Annotated in this window: 18 protein-coding genes and 1 tRNA gene; 6 read left to right on the forward strand and 13 right to left on the reverse strand. The window is 67.5% G+C overall.

Going from position 1 to position 16,340, the window contains the following annotated elements:
- Positions 1 to 19: 19 nt before the first annotated feature.
- Complete coding sequence (locus HQ603_RS14610; RefSeq protein ID WP_222685345.1) at positions 20 to 883, reverse strand: SDR family oxidoreductase; 864 nt, start codon at positions 881 to 883, stop codon at positions 20 to 22.
- Positions 884 to 1,011: 128 nt separating this feature from the next.
- Here HQ603_RS14610 and HQ603_RS14615 point away from each other — a divergent pair, with 128 nt between their 5' ends.
- Both HQ603_RS14615 and HQ603_RS14620 read left to right on the forward strand, forming a co-directional pair.
- Positions 1,012 to 1,611, forward strand: a complete 600-nt coding sequence (locus HQ603_RS14615) for a sulfite oxidase-like oxidoreductase (protein ID WP_222685310.1) — start codon at positions 1,012 to 1,014, stop codon at positions 1,609 to 1,611.
- 7 nt (positions 1,612 to 1,618) lie between these two features.
- Entirely contained in the window at positions 1,619 to 2,362 is a 744-nt protein-coding gene (locus tag HQ603_RS14620) for a ferredoxin reductase (protein WP_222685311.1), read from the forward strand.
- Positions 2,363 to 2,380: 18 nt separating this feature from the next.
- Here HQ603_RS14620 and HQ603_RS14625 read toward each other — a convergent pair whose 3' ends face one another.
- The 5 genes from HQ603_RS14625 to HQ603_RS14645 form a co-directional block, all read right to left on the reverse strand.
- On the reverse strand, positions 2,381 to 2,563 hold the full coding sequence (locus HQ603_RS14625) for a hypothetical protein (RefSeq protein ID WP_222685350.1): 183 nt from the start codon (positions 2,561 to 2,563) through the stop codon (positions 2,381 to 2,383).
- A 97-nt stretch (positions 2,564 to 2,660) separates the two neighbouring features.
- A complete protein-coding gene (locus tag HQ603_RS14630) occupies positions 2,661 to 3,344 on the reverse strand; it encodes a TetR/AcrR family transcriptional regulator (RefSeq protein ID WP_222685313.1) in 684 nt (227 codons plus the stop codon).
- Between the two features lie 265 nt (positions 3,345 to 3,609).
- Entirely contained in the window at positions 3,610 to 4,047 is a 438-nt protein-coding gene (locus HQ603_RS14635) for a GyrI-like domain-containing protein (RefSeq protein ID WP_222685315.1), read from the reverse strand.
- Positions 4,047 to 4,496 (reverse strand): GyrI-like domain-containing protein, encoded by a 450-nt coding sequence (locus HQ603_RS14640; RefSeq protein WP_222685317.1) that lies wholly within the window; start codon positions 4,494 to 4,496, stop codon positions 4,047 to 4,049. The genes HQ603_RS14635 and HQ603_RS14640 overlap by 1 nt, the downstream gene beginning before the upstream one ends.
- A gap of 166 nt (positions 4,497 to 4,662) precedes the next feature.
- Positions 4,663 to 5,607: an EamA family transporter gene (locus HQ603_RS14645; protein WP_222685319.1), complete on the reverse strand. Its 945-nt coding sequence runs from the start codon at positions 5,605 to 5,607 to the stop codon at positions 4,663 to 4,665.
- 87 nt (positions 5,608 to 5,694) lie between these two features.
- On the opposite strand from HQ603_RS14645, the gene HQ603_RS14650 reads away from it, so the two are divergent.
- Positions 5,695 to 6,237: a CGNR zinc finger domain-containing protein gene (locus tag HQ603_RS14650; RefSeq protein WP_222685320.1), complete on the forward strand. Its 543-nt coding sequence runs from the start codon at positions 5,695 to 5,697 to the stop codon at positions 6,235 to 6,237.
- Between the two features lie 32 nt (positions 6,238 to 6,269).
- Positions 6,270 to 7,031, forward strand: a complete 762-nt coding sequence (locus HQ603_RS14655; RefSeq protein WP_222685321.1) for an 8-oxoguanine DNA glycosylase OGG fold protein — start codon at positions 6,270 to 6,272, stop codon at positions 7,029 to 7,031.
- Between the two features lie 678 nt (positions 7,032 to 7,709).
- On the opposite strand, the gene HQ603_RS14660 is transcribed toward HQ603_RS14655, so the two are convergent.
- The 5 genes from HQ603_RS14660 to HQ603_RS14680 form a co-directional block, all read right to left on the reverse strand.
- Positions 7,710 to 8,960, reverse strand: a complete 1,251-nt coding sequence (locus HQ603_RS14660) for a hypothetical protein (protein ID WP_222685322.1) — start codon at positions 8,958 to 8,960, stop codon at positions 7,710 to 7,712.
- A 9-nt stretch (positions 8,961 to 8,969) separates the two neighbouring features.
- A complete protein-coding gene (locus HQ603_RS14665; RefSeq protein WP_222685323.1) occupies positions 8,970 to 11,195 on the reverse strand; it encodes a DUF262 domain-containing protein in 2,226 nt (741 codons plus the stop codon).
- A 142-nt stretch (positions 11,196 to 11,337) separates the two neighbouring features.
- A complete protein-coding gene (locus tag HQ603_RS14670; RefSeq protein WP_261773872.1) occupies positions 11,338 to 12,648 on the reverse strand; it encodes a DUF6884 domain-containing protein in 1,311 nt (436 codons plus the stop codon).
- Positions 12,649 to 12,900: 252 nt separating this feature from the next.
- Positions 12,901 to 13,755, reverse strand: coding sequence for an IS3 family transposase (locus tag HQ603_RS14675; RefSeq protein ID WP_261773873.1), 855 nt, complete (start codon positions 13,753 to 13,755; stop codon positions 12,901 to 12,903).
- Positions 13,756 to 13,775: 20 nt separating this feature from the next.
- Positions 13,776 to 14,063 (reverse strand): transposase, encoded by a 288-nt coding sequence (locus HQ603_RS14680; RefSeq protein WP_068151775.1) that lies wholly within the window; start codon positions 14,061 to 14,063, stop codon positions 13,776 to 13,778.
- A gap of 67 nt (positions 14,064 to 14,130) precedes the next feature.
- On the opposite strand from HQ603_RS14680, the gene HQ603_RS14685 reads away from it, so the two are divergent.
- Positions 14,131 to 14,688, forward strand: coding sequence for a recombinase zinc beta ribbon domain-containing protein (locus HQ603_RS14685; protein ID WP_222685324.1), 558 nt, complete (start codon positions 14,131 to 14,133; stop codon positions 14,686 to 14,688).
- Positions 14,685 to 14,909: a hypothetical protein gene (locus tag HQ603_RS14690; protein WP_222685326.1), complete on the forward strand. Its 225-nt coding sequence runs from the start codon at positions 14,685 to 14,687 to the stop codon at positions 14,907 to 14,909. Before HQ603_RS14685 ends, HQ603_RS14690 begins: the two co-directional genes overlap by 4 nt.
- A gap of 253 nt (positions 14,910 to 15,162) precedes the next feature.
- Here the strand turns inward: HQ603_RS14690 and HQ603_RS14695 are convergent.
- Positions 15,163 to 15,238: transfer RNA gene (locus tag HQ603_RS14695), tRNA-Ala, on the reverse strand.
- A gap of 71 nt (positions 15,239 to 15,309) precedes the next feature.
- Positions 15,310 to 16,095, reverse strand: coding sequence for a divisome protein SepX/GlpR (sepX, locus tag HQ603_RS14700; protein ID WP_222685327.1), 786 nt, complete (start codon positions 16,093 to 16,095; stop codon positions 15,310 to 15,312).
- Positions 16,096 to 16,340 lie beyond the last annotated feature (245 nt).

The following is a 16,340-nucleotide window of genomic DNA, read 5'->3' on the forward strand; positions in this document are numbered from 1 at the left end:
CGCCGGCACACGACGGAACTCACTTCAGCAGGCGCGTGAACCAGTCGTTGGCCGCCTGCATCGTCACCTCGTAGGGCAGGGCGAACTTGCGCTGCATCCAGTAGCCGACGCGAATGTCGTTGCTGGAGTAGACCAGGAAGTGCCCGCGCTCCATCCCGCGCAGGATCGACTCGGCGACGTCCGCCGGTTCCGCGGCCCGCTTGTGGAAGCGGTCCTCGAGCTTCCGCACGTCGGGATCGTCGCGGTCGACCCCCGCGATGCGGACGGACTCGACCAGCGGGGTGCGCACGGCCCCCGGTACCACCAGGGACACCCCGATACCGTGCCGCGCGAGGTCGAACCGCAGCACCTCGGACACCCCGCGCAGACCGAACTTGCTGGCGCTGTACGCCGCGTGCCACGGGAACGCGAGCAGCCCCGCCGACGAGGACACGTTGACCAGGTACCCGCCGCGTCCGGCGGCGATCATCGCGGGAACGAAATGCTGGATCACGTGGATCGGCCCCATGAGGTTGACCTCGACCAGCTGCCGCCACTGCTCGTGCGGCATGGTCTCGACGGTGCCCCAGGCGGAGATGCCGGCGACGTTCATCACCACGTCGACCGAGCCGAGCTGCGCATGCACGTCGGCGGCGAACGCGGCGACGTCGTCGTACTGCGAGACGTCCAGTGCGCGGGAGAGTTCCACGGTCCCGCCGGCGGCCTCGATGTCGCGCACCGTCGCCGCCAGGCCGACGTCGTTCACGTCGGTGAGCACCAGCCGACCGCCGCGCCGGGCGACGGCCTGCGCCGTCGCCCGCCCGATGCCGCTCGCGGCACCGGTCACGAGCACCGACCGTCCCCGGACCGTCCGGCGGTCCGCCTTCGCTCCGCGACCACGCAGCCTGCCCGCGACCACCACCACGATCCCCCAACCCGTCGACCATCAGTGCCGTCGACCCTACCGAGCGGGTCGCGCGCGGCGGGGCGACTTGTCATTCGTCCCGACCGGGGGCGAAGATCGTGGGCATCATGGCACTCGTTTCGAAGGGCTTCGTCGGGCGTCGACGCGACGACGACGGCCGCACTCCGCCGGGTCAGTACCTGACCAAGGATTTCCCCGTGCTCGCCATTGGTCCGTCCCCGTCCGTCGCGACCGACACGTGGACGTTCCAGATCACCACCGAGCGCGGCGAGAGCCGCACCTGGACGTGGGACGAGATGGCGGCCCTGCCGCAGGAACAACCCACCGTCGACATCCACTGCGTCACCAAGTGGTCCAAGCTGGACACCACCTGGACCGGCGTCTCCCTCGACGTGCTGGTCGAGGGGCTCGAGACCGACGCGCAGTACGTCGTCGTCCACGGGTTCGACGGCTACACCACCAACCTCCCGTTCGAGGACCTGCTCGGCGGAAAGGCGTGGCTGGTCACCGAATTCGACGGTGCGCCGCTCACGCGGGAGCACGGCGGCCCCGCGCGGCTGCTGGTTCCGCACCTCTACTTCTGGAAGTCGGCCAAATGGGTCTCGCGCATCGAACTGACCGAGCAGAACGAGCAGGGGTTCTGGGAGCGGGGCGGCTACCACGACTACGGCGACCCGTGGCGCGAGCAGCGTTACCAGGGCGACTGATCCGTCGATGACGGACCCCGTTCCCGGCGCCAAGCCCTGGCTGGTCGCCACCGTCGTCGAACGACGCCCGGAGACGCCCACCGCCGCCACCCTGGTTCTCGACGTCGAGGGGTGGACCGGCCACCACGCCGGTCAGCACGTGGACGTCAAGCTCACCGCCGAGGACGGGTACAGCGCGCAGCGCAGCTACTCGATCGCCTCGGCGCCCGACGGGACGTCGCGGATCGAGCTGACGGTCCAGACCGTGGGCGACGGCGAGGTCTCGCCCTACCTCACGGCCGCGCTCGAACCGGGCGATCGATTCGAACTGCGGGGGCCCATCGGACGCTGGTTCGTGTGGCGACCCGCGGCGCCCACCGGGCCGCCCTCCCCGCCCGTGCTGCTGGTGGGGGGCGGGTCGGGCATCGTCCCGCTGCGCGCGATGGTGCAGGCGCGCACGGCAGCGGTGCCCTTCCGGGTGGTGTACTCGGTCCGCGAACCGGCCGAGGTCTACTACGCCGACGAGTGGGCGCACCCGCGGCCGGGCGTCGACGTCACCCTGATCCACACCCGCCGTGCGCCGGTGGGCTCGCGTCGGCCGGTGGGACGCATCCACCCGGCCGACCTGGACGCGCACGGATGGCCCGCGGAGTTCGAGCCGGACTGCTACGTGTGCGGGCCGACGAGCTTCGTCGACGCGGTCGCGGACATGCTGGTCGCCCGCGGGCACGATCCGAGCCGCATCCGGACGGAACGATTCGGCCCGAGCTGACCGCTCGGAGCCGACCGCTCAGAGCCGGGTGGCCATCTCCTCGCGGAACTCCTGCACGGTGCGATCGATGCGGTCGGCGTCCTCGGTCTCGCCGCGTCGTCGGGCGTCGTCGGCGCGGGACTGCATGACGGCGATGGCCTTGCGCAGCTCCGCATCCGACATCCGATGCGTGCCGGTCGCGGTGGCGGTGGTGGTGTTCACGTCGACCTCCTCGGCGGTTCTGCCGGACGAGTTGTCCGCACCGCCCAGTGTCCTCCGTCACCCCCCCGGGCGCCAGAGCCCGGAGGCCGGGACCGCGTCAGCTGTGGGCGTCGGCCTCGGCGCGGGCGTCCTCGGTACGCCGGACGAAGCTGGAGAGGCTGCGCGAGGCGAACTCGCGGAAGTACGGCAGCTTCGCCGGCGGCACCAGTGACGGCAGGATGGTGTGCCACACCTGCTCCATGCGCACGGCGGCGCCGTCGAGGCGCGCGGTGCCCTCGGCAACCATGAGCACGCCGCTGAGCATCTCGGACACCAGGCACGACGCGGTCTCGGCGTCGAGCGAGTCGATCACGTCGCCGTGCTCGATCGCGCGCTCGAAAAGGTGCGAGAAGATGTTCTGCCACGTCCCGAACACGCTGCCGCGGCTGGGATCCGGCGCGTCGACCTCGAGCTGCAGGCGGTACATGATGCGGACCAGGTTGTCCGTGTTGGCGAGGTCCAGCACCGAGTAGGTGATGCCGATGACGGATTCGAGCGCGGGCGAGCGGCTGTCGACCATGCCGGAGCACGCGGCGGTGACCCGCTCGCGGCCCTCGTCGACCAGCGCGCGGGCCAGCTCCTCCTTGGAGGCGAAGTGGAAGTACAGCGCGCCCTTGGTCACGCCCGACTCGGCGGACACCTGGCTGAGGGTCGCCGTGGCGTGACCGACGCGGAGGAACAGATCGGCCGCGGCGCGCAGTGCCGCCGACCGTGTCGCTTCGGCCCGAAGTTGCCTGACCATCTTCCGTCTCCCCACGTGCGTTGCGTCGAGTGTCGCGTCGTGTGCCGCGTCCGAACGACCTGCTCGCGGCCCGTCGCCGCGTTCGGACAGTTTAGGCACAACAGTCCGAGAATCACGGAACGGGAATGGAAGACTGGACCGCATCACAAACGGTGCGGCGGTGAAAACAATCGAACGTACCGATTTCACGGGGGGAATCCGTCGCGGCGTCGGGAATGCACGCGGTCCGTCGAATGCGCGGAGGTTTCGACGCCCGCGCGGGCGATCAACGTAACAGAACGGACACGAAGATTTCGACGTTGCCGTCGGCGGCCAGACACTCGAACTCGGGCCCGCCCGCGCGTGTCACCCCACCGGCCGCGACGGCCTCCTCCACCTGCGACCACGCGTCCTCGGTGCGGTCGGGCAGCGTCATCGACGCCTCGAAGACGGCGAACGCGCCGGCGGGAACGGTCACGAACACGTCCCCCACCGGCACCTCCTCGACCGTCGCTCGGGGGACGCCCACCACGACGTTGCTGACGCCACGCTGATCGGGCAGGTACACCGTCCAGACTTCCGTGCCGTCAGGCTCCCGCTCACGGATGCGCTCGCGCAGGAACGTCACCAGATCGCTCGCGCTGCTCTCCGGGCCCGGCTCCACGCCCGGTGCGACCAGTCCCGCGACGATCGTGGTCGGTCGGGCCACCAGACGGAAGGACATCAGCGGCCACCGGAGGTGTCGACGGGGACGAACATCTCGATTTTGTACGCGTGTGGATAGACCTCGAATTCGCCCGTGAAGGCGCGCCGGAAGGAATGGGATTCCTCGGCGTGGGAAATGTCGTTCCAAATGGTGGTCAACACCCGCGGAAAATTGCCGACCGCCGAGAATTTCGCATAGGTCCCGGCGGGAATGCGCGCCACCACGTGTCCGTCGCGGACGTCCCCCGCCGCGGTGCGGTAGCCGACGATCTGCGTGCTGTAGGACCCGATCGCCGGAACGTAGTCGGTGTAGATCGACCCGAGCGGTTCACCGATGTCCTGGTTGAGGATTCCGGACCAGGCGCGTTCGAGATTCGTGTCGTAGAGCGACCCCAGGGCCCGTTTCGGACTGCGAACGGGCAAGCCCGCGACCCACGTCTCCTCCAGATCGACGAACTCGACTGACATGACGTACTCCCGGGGACGAGGTGGCAACGCGCTCGACGTGACGACGGTGTCGGCGGTTCGGTTCGTCTCTCGACCCCGCGCGACGGGACCAACCGAAGCCGTGGAATCACGACGAGCCCACACCATACCGTGCAGTCGCCCACCAGAAGGGACCGCCTGTTACGGATCACGCCATTCTGGACGCCACCGGAACCAACTCGGGGGCGGGCGGCACCGAACGGCGCGACTGCACCACCGCCGCGCCCGCCAGAATGGCTGCGCCGCCCGCGATCTGGGTGAGCGTGACGGTCTCACCGAGCAGCCACCACGCCGACAGGACGGCGCACACCACCTCGAGCAGCGCCACCACCGAGGCCGTCGACGCGCCCAGGCGCCGGGTGCCCGCGATGCCGAAGACGTAGGCGAGCACACCGCTCACCGCCGCGAGGATCGCGGCCGCCACCCACCAGGGCGCCACCTGACCGCCGAGGACGACGTCCGTCGTCGACGCGCGGAGCGGCACCAGTCCGGTGAGACCCGCGGCAGCCACCACGACGGACCCGACCACCAGTCCGCCGGCCGACAGCACCAACGGGTCGACGGCGTCGTCCTGCCGGGCGGAGATGACGAAGTAGAAGGCGAGGCAGACCGCGGCGCCGAGGCCCCACGCCACGCCGATCGGGTCGAGCACGGCGCCCTCGACCACGTCGAGAACCACCAGGGCGCCGCCGAACGCCAGCGCGACCCCGATCAGCGTCGTCGGGTGCGGGCGGCGGCGCGTGGTGGCCCACAGCCAACCGATCACCAGCACCGGCCCCAGGTACTCCAGCATGAGCGCGACGCCGACGGAGAGGTGTTGGATCGCGTTGAAGTAGCAGACCTGGGCGCCGGCGACGGCGATCACGCCGTACGTGACGACGACGGCCGGGGCACGTCGGATCGCGGCGAGCGCGCGGCGTCGCACCAGCAGCACGATCGGGACCAGCAGGATCGCGCCGCCGACGATGCGGGCGAGGACCGCGGACTCGGGCGACCACCCGGCGTCGGTCAGACCCTTCGCGATCGGCCCGGACATGCCGAAGGAGACCGCGGAGATCAACGCGAACGCGAGACCCGAGCGTGAGGAGAGCATGCGACGACCTTTCGAGCCCACCGGGCATGTCATGACCGAACGAGTAGATTGGTCGTGACAGTACGACCGGACGAAGTCAGGAGTCAAATGCATTTTGCCCATGACACCCGGGTCGCGCTGGTGTGGGCCGCCGCGCTGGTCAACACGGCCGCCAACGGGGAGGAGAGGCTGCCGGACACCGCGGCCCTCACCGCCGTCCTCGACGAGCACGAGTGGACCGGCCGACGCGACGGCACAGCGGCCGAACTCGACGCCGTGCGCGCGGTCCGGCCGGCGTGGCGGGCGCTGTGGTCGGTGGCCGATGCGGACCTGCTCGCGCCGCAGGTGAACGACCTGCTCGAGCGCTCGCGGGCGCGCCCCCGGCTCACCCGTCACGGCGACTGGGGCTGGCACCTGCACGTCAGCGACGACGACGCCCCGCTCGCCGACCGCATGAACGCCGAGCTGGCCGTCGCGCTCGCCGAACTGATCCGTGCCGACGAGCTCGGTCGGCTGCGATTCTGCGAGTCGCCGGACTGCGACGCGGTGTTCGTCGACCTCTCGCGCAACCGCTCGAAGCGCTACTGCGACACGGGAAATTGCGGCAACCGCGCCAACGTCGCGGCGTACCGGGCGCGCAAGCGGGGCTGATTCTGTCGGTGGGGTCTGCTTCCCTGTCGCGCATGGTCATTCGGGGTGGGGAGCCGGCGTTGCCGGAGGCATGCATCAGGTGGTGCGGGTCGCGGTCGTACGAGGTCGACGTGCTGGACGACATGGCGCACGTCGACCTCGAGTGGTGGAACCGCCATCTACGCGAGCACCGCATTCCGGTGCACCTGCCCGGCCGCTCCGCGGACGGTGCCTGGACGGACGAGGGTCACGCCCACCTCCCTCGGCGGGATCTGCGGGCGTCGTCGAGAACACTGCGCCTGTACGGCGATCCGGAACTGGTACGCCTCTACCTCTGCCTCGCCTGGCTGTCGGGCACCCGCGATGTCCGCCGTGTCCGGCGGTTCGCCGACGTCCGGGCGCGTGGGGTGCCGTCGCCGCTCACCCCGATCCTCGACGGCCTTGCCATGTTCCGACGCGAGCCCGCCTTGGTGGACGTCGGCCCGCACCGCACCTGGTCGGGGTGGCCGCACACGCCCGGTGTCGGGCGCGTCCCGATGTCGCTGTACGCCTGGGCGGTCTGTGACGACGACACCGCCGGCTGCCCGCAGGTGGTCGCGCAGGACGGCCTGTCCGCGCTGGTGCGGCACGGGTGGTCGGAGAAACCGTCCATCGAAGGACTCACCCTCACGCGCTACCACCGATACTGCAGCGTGCTCGAGCGCTGGGCTCGACAGGCGGGAGTCCGGCCCGAGCTGGTCGAGCTGTGGTTGGTGCGGTCGTGGCAGGACAGGGCGCCGACCCTCCACGACTCGGCGCAGCGGTTGATGTTCTGAGTGTCCAAGGCGGACACTGTCGACGATGTCAGGAGGGCGCACGATGACCGGAGACCGACGCGATTGGACACCCGAGAAACGTCGCCGCGTCGCCGCTGCCGCTGCCGCTGCACGCGCCTCGATCACCATGCGTGAGCGCGATGGGGAGGTCGTTCCCCCATGGCTCCGAGACGTCGTGGGCGGAAAGCACATCTCCAAAGCGGACGTCCGACGCTGACCCAGCGTCTCGGGTACCTCTCGCGTGGCTCGGTGAATCGGCCCCGACGGATCGGCCCCCGAGGCCCGCACGGTCGACGGTCGATGCCCGGACAGAACGAGAGCCGCTGCCCGACTCGCGGACAGCGGCTCTGATCCGGTGGAACTAACAGGACAACTTTCACCCCCCCGCTGACCCTGACGAAGTTGCTCCGTGGGACAAGACCCCAGGTCAGGCGGGATGACGCCACCTCGGCTACACCTCTGGCCCGCCAGCAGCAGGTTCACTTGTCGAAACAGAAGCAGGAGGAGCTCGTCCAGCGACACTTGCCGGCGCCCTACAGCGAGAGCTCGCCGAGGCGTACGGAGTGCACCGCACTACGGTGCAGGCAATCGTGCAGCGGCATTTGGTCGCGGCCCAGGCAGAGGGGTAGGAGCGCTGTGCCAGCCACGGTCTAATTGACCGAACGGTCGCCCGGCGGTTCAGGCCTCCTGGTCGTCTGCCTCTTCATCGCCGCGTCGACGACGCGCTTGCTCAGCGATCCGCCTTGAGAATTCGCCCGTCGTCGTTCTTGCCCGGTCCAATGTCTCATTACCGAAGCGCATAGCGGACCCGACGCCGTCGGCACTCCTTTCGAGTGCCTTGTCCTTCGCCTCTGTCGCAGCCGACTTCCAGCGCCGCGCCTCCAACGGATCCCGCTCGCCTTCGATCCCAAGACGCCCGTGGAAATCGATGATGGAACCCGACACCTGGTTGCTTGACTGAACGAGTGCCGGTGCCTTGGACGGGTGAAGCAGAACCTTGGTGTTGGCAGTGCCCGCAGCCACATCCATGCGGGCGATCAGACGGACCGTGCTGCGTGAGATCAGTTCCAACCGGTCTTGCCTGGCGGCTTTCAGACCGAGGCGGTGCCGGTCCAGTTCGTCCGGCGACGCGTCCAGCACGCGATCGAGTTCGAGCACAGCGATTCCGTCGTGCAGTTGAAAGCACCGAGCCAGCACAACGAGCCACTTGTCGACCTCCGCATGGGCGGCCTTCGTCGCCTTCGCCAGATCCCCGACTTTGTGCTTCCGCTCCAGCTTCTCAGCCAACCCGTTGAGCTCGCGCAACGCGTAGGCCTGCGTGTCAAGGATCGTCGAGGACGTAGCTTGCACCTTCGACCACGTGACCTCGGAGACCCTTCCTACAGACGCGCGGACGCTCATGGCCTCCCTAATCGCGAGGTCGACGCCGTCCATGCGCGCCAACACCTGATTGGTCTGCGCACGCCGAACGTCGTCAAGCTTCTCGTCGATGCGCGCGAGATAGTCAGTGATCTCGTCTATTGCCTGCTGCATCGCAAGCTGCGCCATGACCCCGCCCACGCCTGCCAGCAGTGCAGGGTTGGTCAGCGCAGCGCCGGGGGTGCGCACGATCTGGAGGAAACCTTTGCTCTTGCCACCCTCCGTCAGCACGGCGCGACTGACGCCGGGGCTCGACCCCTTCATCAGCTTGTACTTCTTCAGAGCCTGAGCAGACTCCTCCGCCAGCTTCACCCAGCGGCCGGAGTTGGCCGCGATCTCGGCCCCTGCCTGCGCTGCCACTCCCCCGGTGCCGAAAATCTTCCCGAGCCGAGGCAACTCCAAGTCTTTCGACGGCAGCGCCTCAGATTCCAGGAACAGTTCGACCGCCTTGGCATCACCGATGATCGCAATGCCATCGCCGTCAGTGAACAACTGGATTTCGCGAGGCATTGGAGCGCGCTACTTCGTGCCACGGACGGAACGCCAGCGATCAGCCACGGCCGCGTCCATCCGGTAATGCCAGCGGCCGTCGACCTTGACGAACTCGATCGGTGGGTTGCTCCGGCCGAACGTGCTGTAGGTCTCGCGGGCCATCGCCCCCGCGATCCCAGATATCTGTCCGCTGTTCAAGCCCGACTCGGACACATCGTCGCCCACGAAGAGTTCGCCCGCCTTGTGGGCGGCGACGTAGTCAAGAAAGCCCAGAGTCATGTCCGCCGTGCCTGCGGCATAGTCGGCCAGATCGTCCTCGGTCCACTCCACGTGCGGATGGGTTGCCGTCGAGCCTGTACCACCTACTTCCTCGATCTCCTGGAGTGGCTCGACGTCCGCCGGAGGTCCTGACCACAGCTCGCAGATATGGGCCGTCAGCCTGGACGAACGGGCTTCGATGTCGGCATCCGTCCACGCCGTGGGGTGGTCGCGAATGAGGTCCTTTGACAGCACGAGAAGGCTGTACTTCTCAAGCAGGCTTCGCTTCCCCAGCCCGGCCTCGCCACCGGCCTTCATCGATGAAGCCTCGGAGTCCGTCCACGGGCGGTTGGACAACGACCCGTTCAGACTCTTCGCCACGAGCGTGAGGTTTCCGAGAGTGTGGACTCGACGGTCCCTGTCGGCGGCCTCCTCGGGCGACAAGCGCGGTTCCGGGTTCCAGTGCGCCTGCCAGCCCTGCGGCATGACGTGCTCGATCTCCAGCTTGTCGGGCAGCGTGACGTTTTCGTGGAAGTCTGTCCGCAGCTTTCGTTCCAACGCGGCGAGCACCACACGCAACCGGTATTGAGCCACGTTGCCGTAGAGCCGCAGCGACGGCAGCTCGGACTTCATCGTTTCGTCGGTGGGCCACAGCCGGGCGTCGGCGCGCTGAGCTGCGAGGAAGTTGCGGACCCTCTCGCCCGCGATGTCGATCGGGGTGCGATCCAAGAGCTTCAGGATCGAGACCATGGTCTTGTTGACGTCCTTCATGGTCATCCGCAGAAGTGTTCGCCGGATGACCCAACTCTCCAACGCTCCGAGCGCGATCACGACCTGATCCTCGGGAACCTTGTGGTTGTCGGACAAAAGCCACAACAGGAGCGGGCTGGTAGCTGCGAGCCCCATGGTCTCGATGACGCGACCATAGAACGAGCCCTGGGCGCTCTGATCGGGAAGATTCGCAAGCGCGCGGTAGGTGTCCGCGTCCTTGCGGAACTCGCTCAGGAATTGGTCGGCGGAGTCGCCACTTTTCATGTACGGCGCTGCGTACTCCGTGAAGATCCGGAAGACCTGCTCGGTCTTCACCTCGTCGCTCAGCCGCATGGTCAGCCAGTACTGGACGAAGATGTCGATACGGGAGCGCTGGTGACGACCCTGCACGATCTCGGCTCGCCACCACTCGTCGTCGAAGTCGACCCAGTGCGTCTCCGACCACTCGTCGACATCTGCGCCGGCCTTCTCGCCCTGCTGGAAGACCCAGTTCTTGATGAGGTCGGCCTTCAGCAGTGGCGTGCCCCGGTCGTTCAGGGTTTCGAAGATCAGCTGCGAGTCATCGTGACCCGTCAGGTTGATAGCCACTATGTAGAGGCCATCACGAAGGGTGGCGGACAGAGCTGAAGCTCGCTGCTCCTCCGTGCCGGGCGGCGTCTGGCCGTCCTCATCCGGCGTACCGGTGAGCCAGGCGCGAGCCTCCTCGCTGAAGAACTTGTGGGCGGACAAGATGCGGTGCTCGCCAGCCCAGCCATCCTTCGGGTCCATCGCCTGGGCGAACGCGTTGCGATCGTGCTTCGAGGGCCAGAGCTTGAACCGCTCCGGCTTGCCACGGAAGGCTGACGATCGGTTGAGGATCAGTTCCTCAAGGTCCTCCGCGAGCAGGGCGTGGCCGCGCTCCTCGACGACCGCCTGAACGGCATCGATCAAGAGCTGGAGGGTGGTCGTGCGCTGCTGACCATCGATAACGAGATGACGGGTCACGTCACCGACAACGGGCGGCTTCGACTCGTAGACAACCGCACCGAGGAAGTGGTGCGGAACCGTCGGCGCCGCCCCATCGGCCACAACGTGACTCTCCGCAACGCGGATCACATCAGCCCACAGCGGCGCCCACTGGTCTTCCTCGTTCCAGACATAGGGCCGCTGGAAGGGCGGGATCTCGTAGTGCATCTTGCCGTCGAACAACTGCCGAGGGCTTAGCGCATCTGCCTTCAATGTCACACTCCTGCACTCTTTCCGCCTGCTAGGCAAAGCCTGCCAGAGGGGCCCGATGTCGGCTGCCGGACTCGATAGGACGACCAGCGGCAGCACCGGAGGAACGGTCCGTAACAAGCTGCCTCCGTCGGTGCCCCGCGTCGCGCCGTCACGGCTGTTCGCTTGCCGCCCCACCGGCGAATCGCTTCCGCAGGGCCGAGAGCTGCCGCCGAAGTGGCGTCTTGGCGACCTTGGCCAGATTCAGCGGCGGATCGAGTTCCGAGAGGATTTCAGTTTCAAGGCTGTCGAGCGTGTCGGCGTGCGCGACCGGGATAGCCACAACCCGCAGGTGGACGTGCATCCACTGGGTGAGGCCAACCTCGTCGATCACCGACAGCCCGTAGGCCTGCGCAAGGACGGCGCCCAGACTTCGGCGGAGCGTCGAGAACTCGTGTCGCTTGCCCAGGTGCATGGTGGCAATACGCCCCCACAACGTGTTCGCCGATGTGGAGCCGCCGGTCCGGGTCGCACCGGCCAGACCGGCGTAGATCAGACCGGCGTCGACCTGATGCCTTAATCCCCTGGTGAGATCGGCGGCGCCCGCCTCGTCGATCCACCAGCTGTACATCCCCGGGGATCGCAGCCCGTCCCCGCCAGACGCGACAAGGTCGTCGAGCGACACTGCGAGCGACCCGTCGCGGAGGCGCGACACGATGTCCAGATCGCCGTCGGGTTCCCCACGGCTCTGCTGCAGGTACCAGGACAAGCGACGACCGAACGACAGGCCCCGCAGCTGGTCGACCACGACGGCCCCCAGCGGGCGAAGCGCAGCCTCAGTGGACTCGACGTAGGCCGAGCCCGCGTGGAGATCGACGACGACGCCCGTGAGCGGCCCGACGGCTGCCTCCAGTTGCGTTGCCACCTTCTGTCCCCAGCTGCGGCGATACTCGCGACTCATGTCTGGCAGATAGCAGTTGTACGGCTCGAGCCAATCGTTTGGGCTGACGAGCCCGTGCTCAGCGGACAAAATGAACCACGGTCGTTCCGTGCTTTCGGCGTACGCACGCATCTTTGCGAAGTAGTCAGACGTGTAGAGGTCCTTCGCGAGCGCGCCTTCGGGCCGCTTGCTCTTCACGCACCCAACGAGTACGACGTCGGCTTGAGGGCGCGGCACGGGAGTTGGTGGACCGACGACTGCCACCTGCGTATTGGGAGCCGGTCGAGGAGCAGGTGGCGTCGCCGCGTTGCCCTTGCCGATTGTGAACCCGAGCTTCTGCAGCCACCGGCGCGAGGACTGGGACTGGAACCGCTGCCGGTCAGTGACTCCTGTGGCGAGCGAGATGACTTGCTTCACCGGCCAGCGTGTGCCGTCGATCTCGACCCCGTAATCGCGAATGTTCTCGGGTATGTGCCCATCGATACGTGCTCGGAGGAGCTCCGGCCTGAGGTCGAAGAGATTGCCATCCAGCGTGATGCGCATAGGCCTTAGTATCTCGTAGAACCGACAGAACCGACCCACCCGGCGCCAGGCCCTTCGTAGGTGGTCTTGGAGCACTGCCCAGGACTGCTCAAGCTCGGCACGAGCCGGGCCACCCCAGTCCGCCCCAGCGTTACGAGCGTCTGGGAGTGCGCATCATGAGCGATAGACGCTCGCGAAGGTGGGGCGACCCGTACTGCAGTTAGTAGTCGACAGGAGCTTGACCCGGTTTCCCGGACAGTTCGGGTTGGGTGTTCAGGCCACGTCTGAGGTGACCCGTCGATGGTAGGCGTGTTCGTAATCCACTGGCGAGGAGTAGCCGATCCCGGAGTGCCGGCGGTGCGGGTTGTACCAGGCTTCGATCCATTCGAAGATCGCGGAGGCGAGCTGATCTCGGGTGTCCCATGATCGGGTGTCGAGCAGCTCGCGTTGCATCGTCGACCAGAACGATTCCATCATCGTGTTGTCGACGCTCGAGGCCACCCGACCCATCGACCCGAGCAGTCCTGCCGTTCGCAGTCGTTGGCCGAAAACCCAGCTGGTGTACTGAGATCCGCGGTCCGAGTGCATGATCGTCCCGGCCTCCGGGTGGCGGCGCCACAGCGCCATCTGCAGTGCATCCACGACGAGGTCGGTACGCATGTGATCGGCGATCGACCACCCCACGATGCGCCGGGAGAATGTGTCGAGGACCCCGCAGCAGTACACCTTGCCCGTGCCGGTGGGGTGTTCTGTGATGTCGGTGCACCAGATCTGATCGGGCCGCTCGGCGACGAACCGGCGGGCGACGAGATCGTCGTGCACCGCTGGTGCGGGTCGATGGCGACGCTTGTGGCGGGCACCGATACCAGCAACGCCGAGTAGCCGCATCACCCGTGCGACACGTTTGCGTCCGACCGAGATGCCACCGTCGAGACGGAGTTCGGCGTGGACCCGCGGCGCGCCGTAGCACCCGCGTGAGCCTTGGTGGATATCACGGATGCTGTTGGCCAACAGTGCATCCGACATATCACGCATGGACGGTGGTCGATGTCGCCAGTCGTAGAACCCGGATCTCGACACCTCGAGGATCCGGCAGGTCACCGCGACGGGAAACCCGTCCGCAGCCAATTCGTGGACCAGCCGGAACCCTATTTCGGGAGGATGTTCTCCCGCGCGAAATAGGCGCTTGCGCGTTTGAGGATCTCGACCTCGGTCTCGAGGCGCTTCTTGTCTCGGCGCAACTGTGCCAGCTCGGCGCGTTCGCTCGTGGACAGACCGTCGACGCGGCCGGCATCGACGTCATCGAGTTTCATCCACCTGCGCAGACACGACTCACTGATGCCGAGGTCGGACGCGATGCGCATGACACTCGCCCCCGGCTGACGTGTCAGGTCGACCGCCCGGCGGCGGAACTCCTCGGGATGGGCAGCGGGCATAGCTCGGACTCCTCTCCTGCAGCAGCAACGCTACAGATCAGGTGTCCGGGAAACCGGGTCAAGCTTCATGACCCTCACGACGCTGACCGACCTTCTGCGCGACCGTGGCCTGGTCCAGCGAGCAACGCCCAAGCAGCCCGAGCGGCCACTCCAGCGCAGCAATGTCCACCGCCTGCTGATCAACAGCTTCTACACCGGAAAGGTGACCTGGCGAGGGGTCGAGCACCCCGGCACCCACGAGGTCCTCGTCGACGAAGAGACCTTCAAACGAGTGCAGGACAAGCTGACGAGTCGTCGCGCCAACGGGAACCGGGAACGCAAGCACCATCACTACCTCTCCGGCTCGCTGTACTGCGGCCGTTGCTACTCGCGGCTGCTCTACATGGTCACGACCGGACGGCGCGGCGGGCGCTACGAGTACTACGCCTGCTCCGGACGCCACACGAAGTCCACCGACTGCCAAGCGCCCCTTCTGAGGCTGAACAAGGTCGAGCAGGCCATCTCGCGCAGTGGGACGGCGAGCACGAACCGTGGCACTCCCGGTCGCTACCCGCAGTGCGAGAGCGCCTCCACGGCAACCTCGCCACACTTCGCAGCAAGGCGGCAACCTACACATCGAACATGAAGCGGCAGATCGACAAGATCCACCGCGACCGGAAGAAGTGGGCCGAGCACGCGTTCGACGGCACCGTTCCGAGCGACATCGCACGCAAGAAGCAGGATCAGCTCACGCGCCAGCTCGCCGGCCTCGAACGGGAACTCGCCAGCCTGACGCAAGCGGGGATCGACTCTGACGCCACGCTGGACGCTGTCCTCGACCTCATGGCCGATCCCGGGCGGATGTAGCGGAACGTCAGCGAAAGCGACCGCCGCCACTACAACCAGGCCTGGTTCACCCGGATCTACATCGACGCCATCGAGGACGAGGACGCCGACGCGTCTACCATTGAGGTCGAGCGCACAGCCTTCAGCCGGTCGCTGAACGGCGCCCGGCATCTGGCCGCCATCGACTCCCCCAAACGCGAAACGGGCCCCGGAGGGCCCGTTTCAATCTCAAACCCCCGCCACTCTCGTGACGGGGGTTTGAGTAGTAACCATTTGGTGGAGCTGAGGGGAATCGAACCCCTGACCTTCTCGATGCGAACGAGACGCGCTACCAACTGCGCCACAGCCCCTGGTACTTCCGCCCGGCGAACCGGACGTGAAGAACTCTAGCAGCCCGCTCGGGCCGCGCGGGAACGAGTCCCTACTCCCCGGCCGCCCGGCGCATCCGAACGTCGAGATGCTCGTCACCCACCTGCTCATCGTAGTGATCGAGGTGGTCGAACGCCGGGTCCTCGTCGTCGACCTCGAGCACCACGGCGCCGGGGCGACGCAGGCGCTCGGGGGTGAGGCGCAGCTCGGGATCGGTGGCCGACTCGACGCCGAGGCGGGAGCGCTGCAGGCGCTGCATACGGCGACGGCGAATGTCCTCCTCGATGCGCACCTGCCGGCGGAGGTAGAACAGGTACGCCGCCAGCCCGACGACGGTCACGCCGAAGACCCACCAGAACAGCGGCGCTGCAAGGAAACCCAGCGCTGCGGACATCGCGATGACGAATACTGAGCCGAGCACCGCACGCTGACGGAACGAGTACCGCGCGGCGCGAGCGATGGCGTCGGCCTCGGGATCGAAGCCGCCGCGGCCGCGGCGCCGGGGCACGAAGTCGTCGGCGAAGTACTCGTCGTCGTCGTGCTCGGACTCGTGATCGTCGGTCTGCATGGCTTCCTCCGGATCGGGCGAGTCGGTGTGGTCGTCCGAGACGCGGACATCGCTGGAGTGCACGTCGGTGGGTTCCCAGTCCGGGTCACTGCGATGACCGGCGGCGGGTCCGCGCTCCCCACGCAGCACCGCCCCGCCGCGGTGCAGCACTCGGGTGGCGAGTGCGACGTCGGTGGTGCGGCGGATACGAGGCCTCGACTTCACCAGCATGGGAACGAGCACGAACAGCCAGATGGCGACGAGGCCGATCCAGATCACCGAATTGGGCACGTACACCACCTCCTGCCGCCGAATGACACTCGTGTGAGATTCGCTCGTCAGCGTAGTGGGGGCGCCGCGACACGCCACGCCGACGCGCCGGGGCCGAGTGCACTCATGTCACATCCGTCACAAGCGCGGCGGGCCCGCACCTTCCCGCGCTGCGGTCCGACTCCCGCGCTGCCCATGTCCAGCGCGGGAGCAGAACCGCAGCGCGGGAACCGGAAAGGGGGGCGGGAAGGGGAACAGGAGAAGGG

It is taken from the genome of Rhodococcoides corynebacterioides (genome assembly GCF_019834675.1).
Taxonomy (GTDB): Bacteria; Actinomycetota; Actinomycetes; order Mycobacteriales; family Mycobacteriaceae; genus Rhodococcoides; species Rhodococcoides corynebacterioides_A.

Coding starts and splice junctions, on each gene's coding strand:
- HQ603_RS14650 (WP_222685320.1), top strand. CDS start 5,695: ATGCATTTTGCCCATGACACCCGGGTCGCGCTGGTGTGGGCCGCCGCG.
- HQ603_RS14630 (WP_222685313.1), bottom strand. CDS start 3,344: ATGGTCAGGCAACTTCGGGCCGAAGCGACACGGTCGGCGGCACTGCGC.
- HQ603_RS14670 (WP_261773872.1), bottom strand. CDS start 12,648: ATGCGCATCACGCTGGATGGCAATCTCTTCGACCTCAGGCCGGAGCTC.
- HQ603_RS14645 (WP_222685319.1), bottom strand. CDS start 5,607: ATGCTCTCCTCACGCTCGGGTCTCGCGTTCGCGTTGATCTCCGCGGTC.
- HQ603_RS14620 (WP_222685311.1), top strand. CDS start 1,619: ATGACGGACCCCGTTCCCGGCGCCAAGCCCTGGCTGGTCGCCACCGTC.
- HQ603_RS14615 (WP_222685310.1), top strand. CDS start 1,012: ATGGCACTCGTTTCGAAGGGCTTCGTCGGGCGTCGACGCGACGACGAC.
- HQ603_RS14685 (WP_222685324.1), top strand. CDS start 14,131: ATGACCCTCACGACGCTGACCGACCTTCTGCGCGACCGTGGCCTGGTC.
- HQ603_RS14640 (WP_222685317.1), bottom strand. CDS start 4,496: ATGTCAGTCGAGTTCGTCGATCTGGAGGAGACGTGGGTCGCGGGCTTG.
- HQ603_RS14635 (WP_222685315.1), bottom strand. CDS start 4,047: ATGTCCTTCCGTCTGGTGGCCCGACCGACCACGATCGTCGCGGGACTG.
- HQ603_RS14660 (WP_222685322.1), bottom strand. CDS start 8,960: ATGCCTCGCGAAATCCAGTTGTTCACTGACGGCGATGGCATTGCGATC.
- HQ603_RS14680 (WP_068151775.1), bottom strand. CDS start 14,063: ATGCCCGCTGCCCATCCCGAGGAGTTCCGCCGCCGGGCGGTCGACCTG.
- HQ603_RS14690 (WP_222685326.1), top strand. CDS start 14,685: ATGAAGCGGCAGATCGACAAGATCCACCGCGACCGGAAGAAGTGGGCC.
- HQ603_RS14655 (WP_222685321.1), top strand. CDS start 6,270: ATGGTCATTCGGGGTGGGGAGCCGGCGTTGCCGGAGGCATGCATCAGG.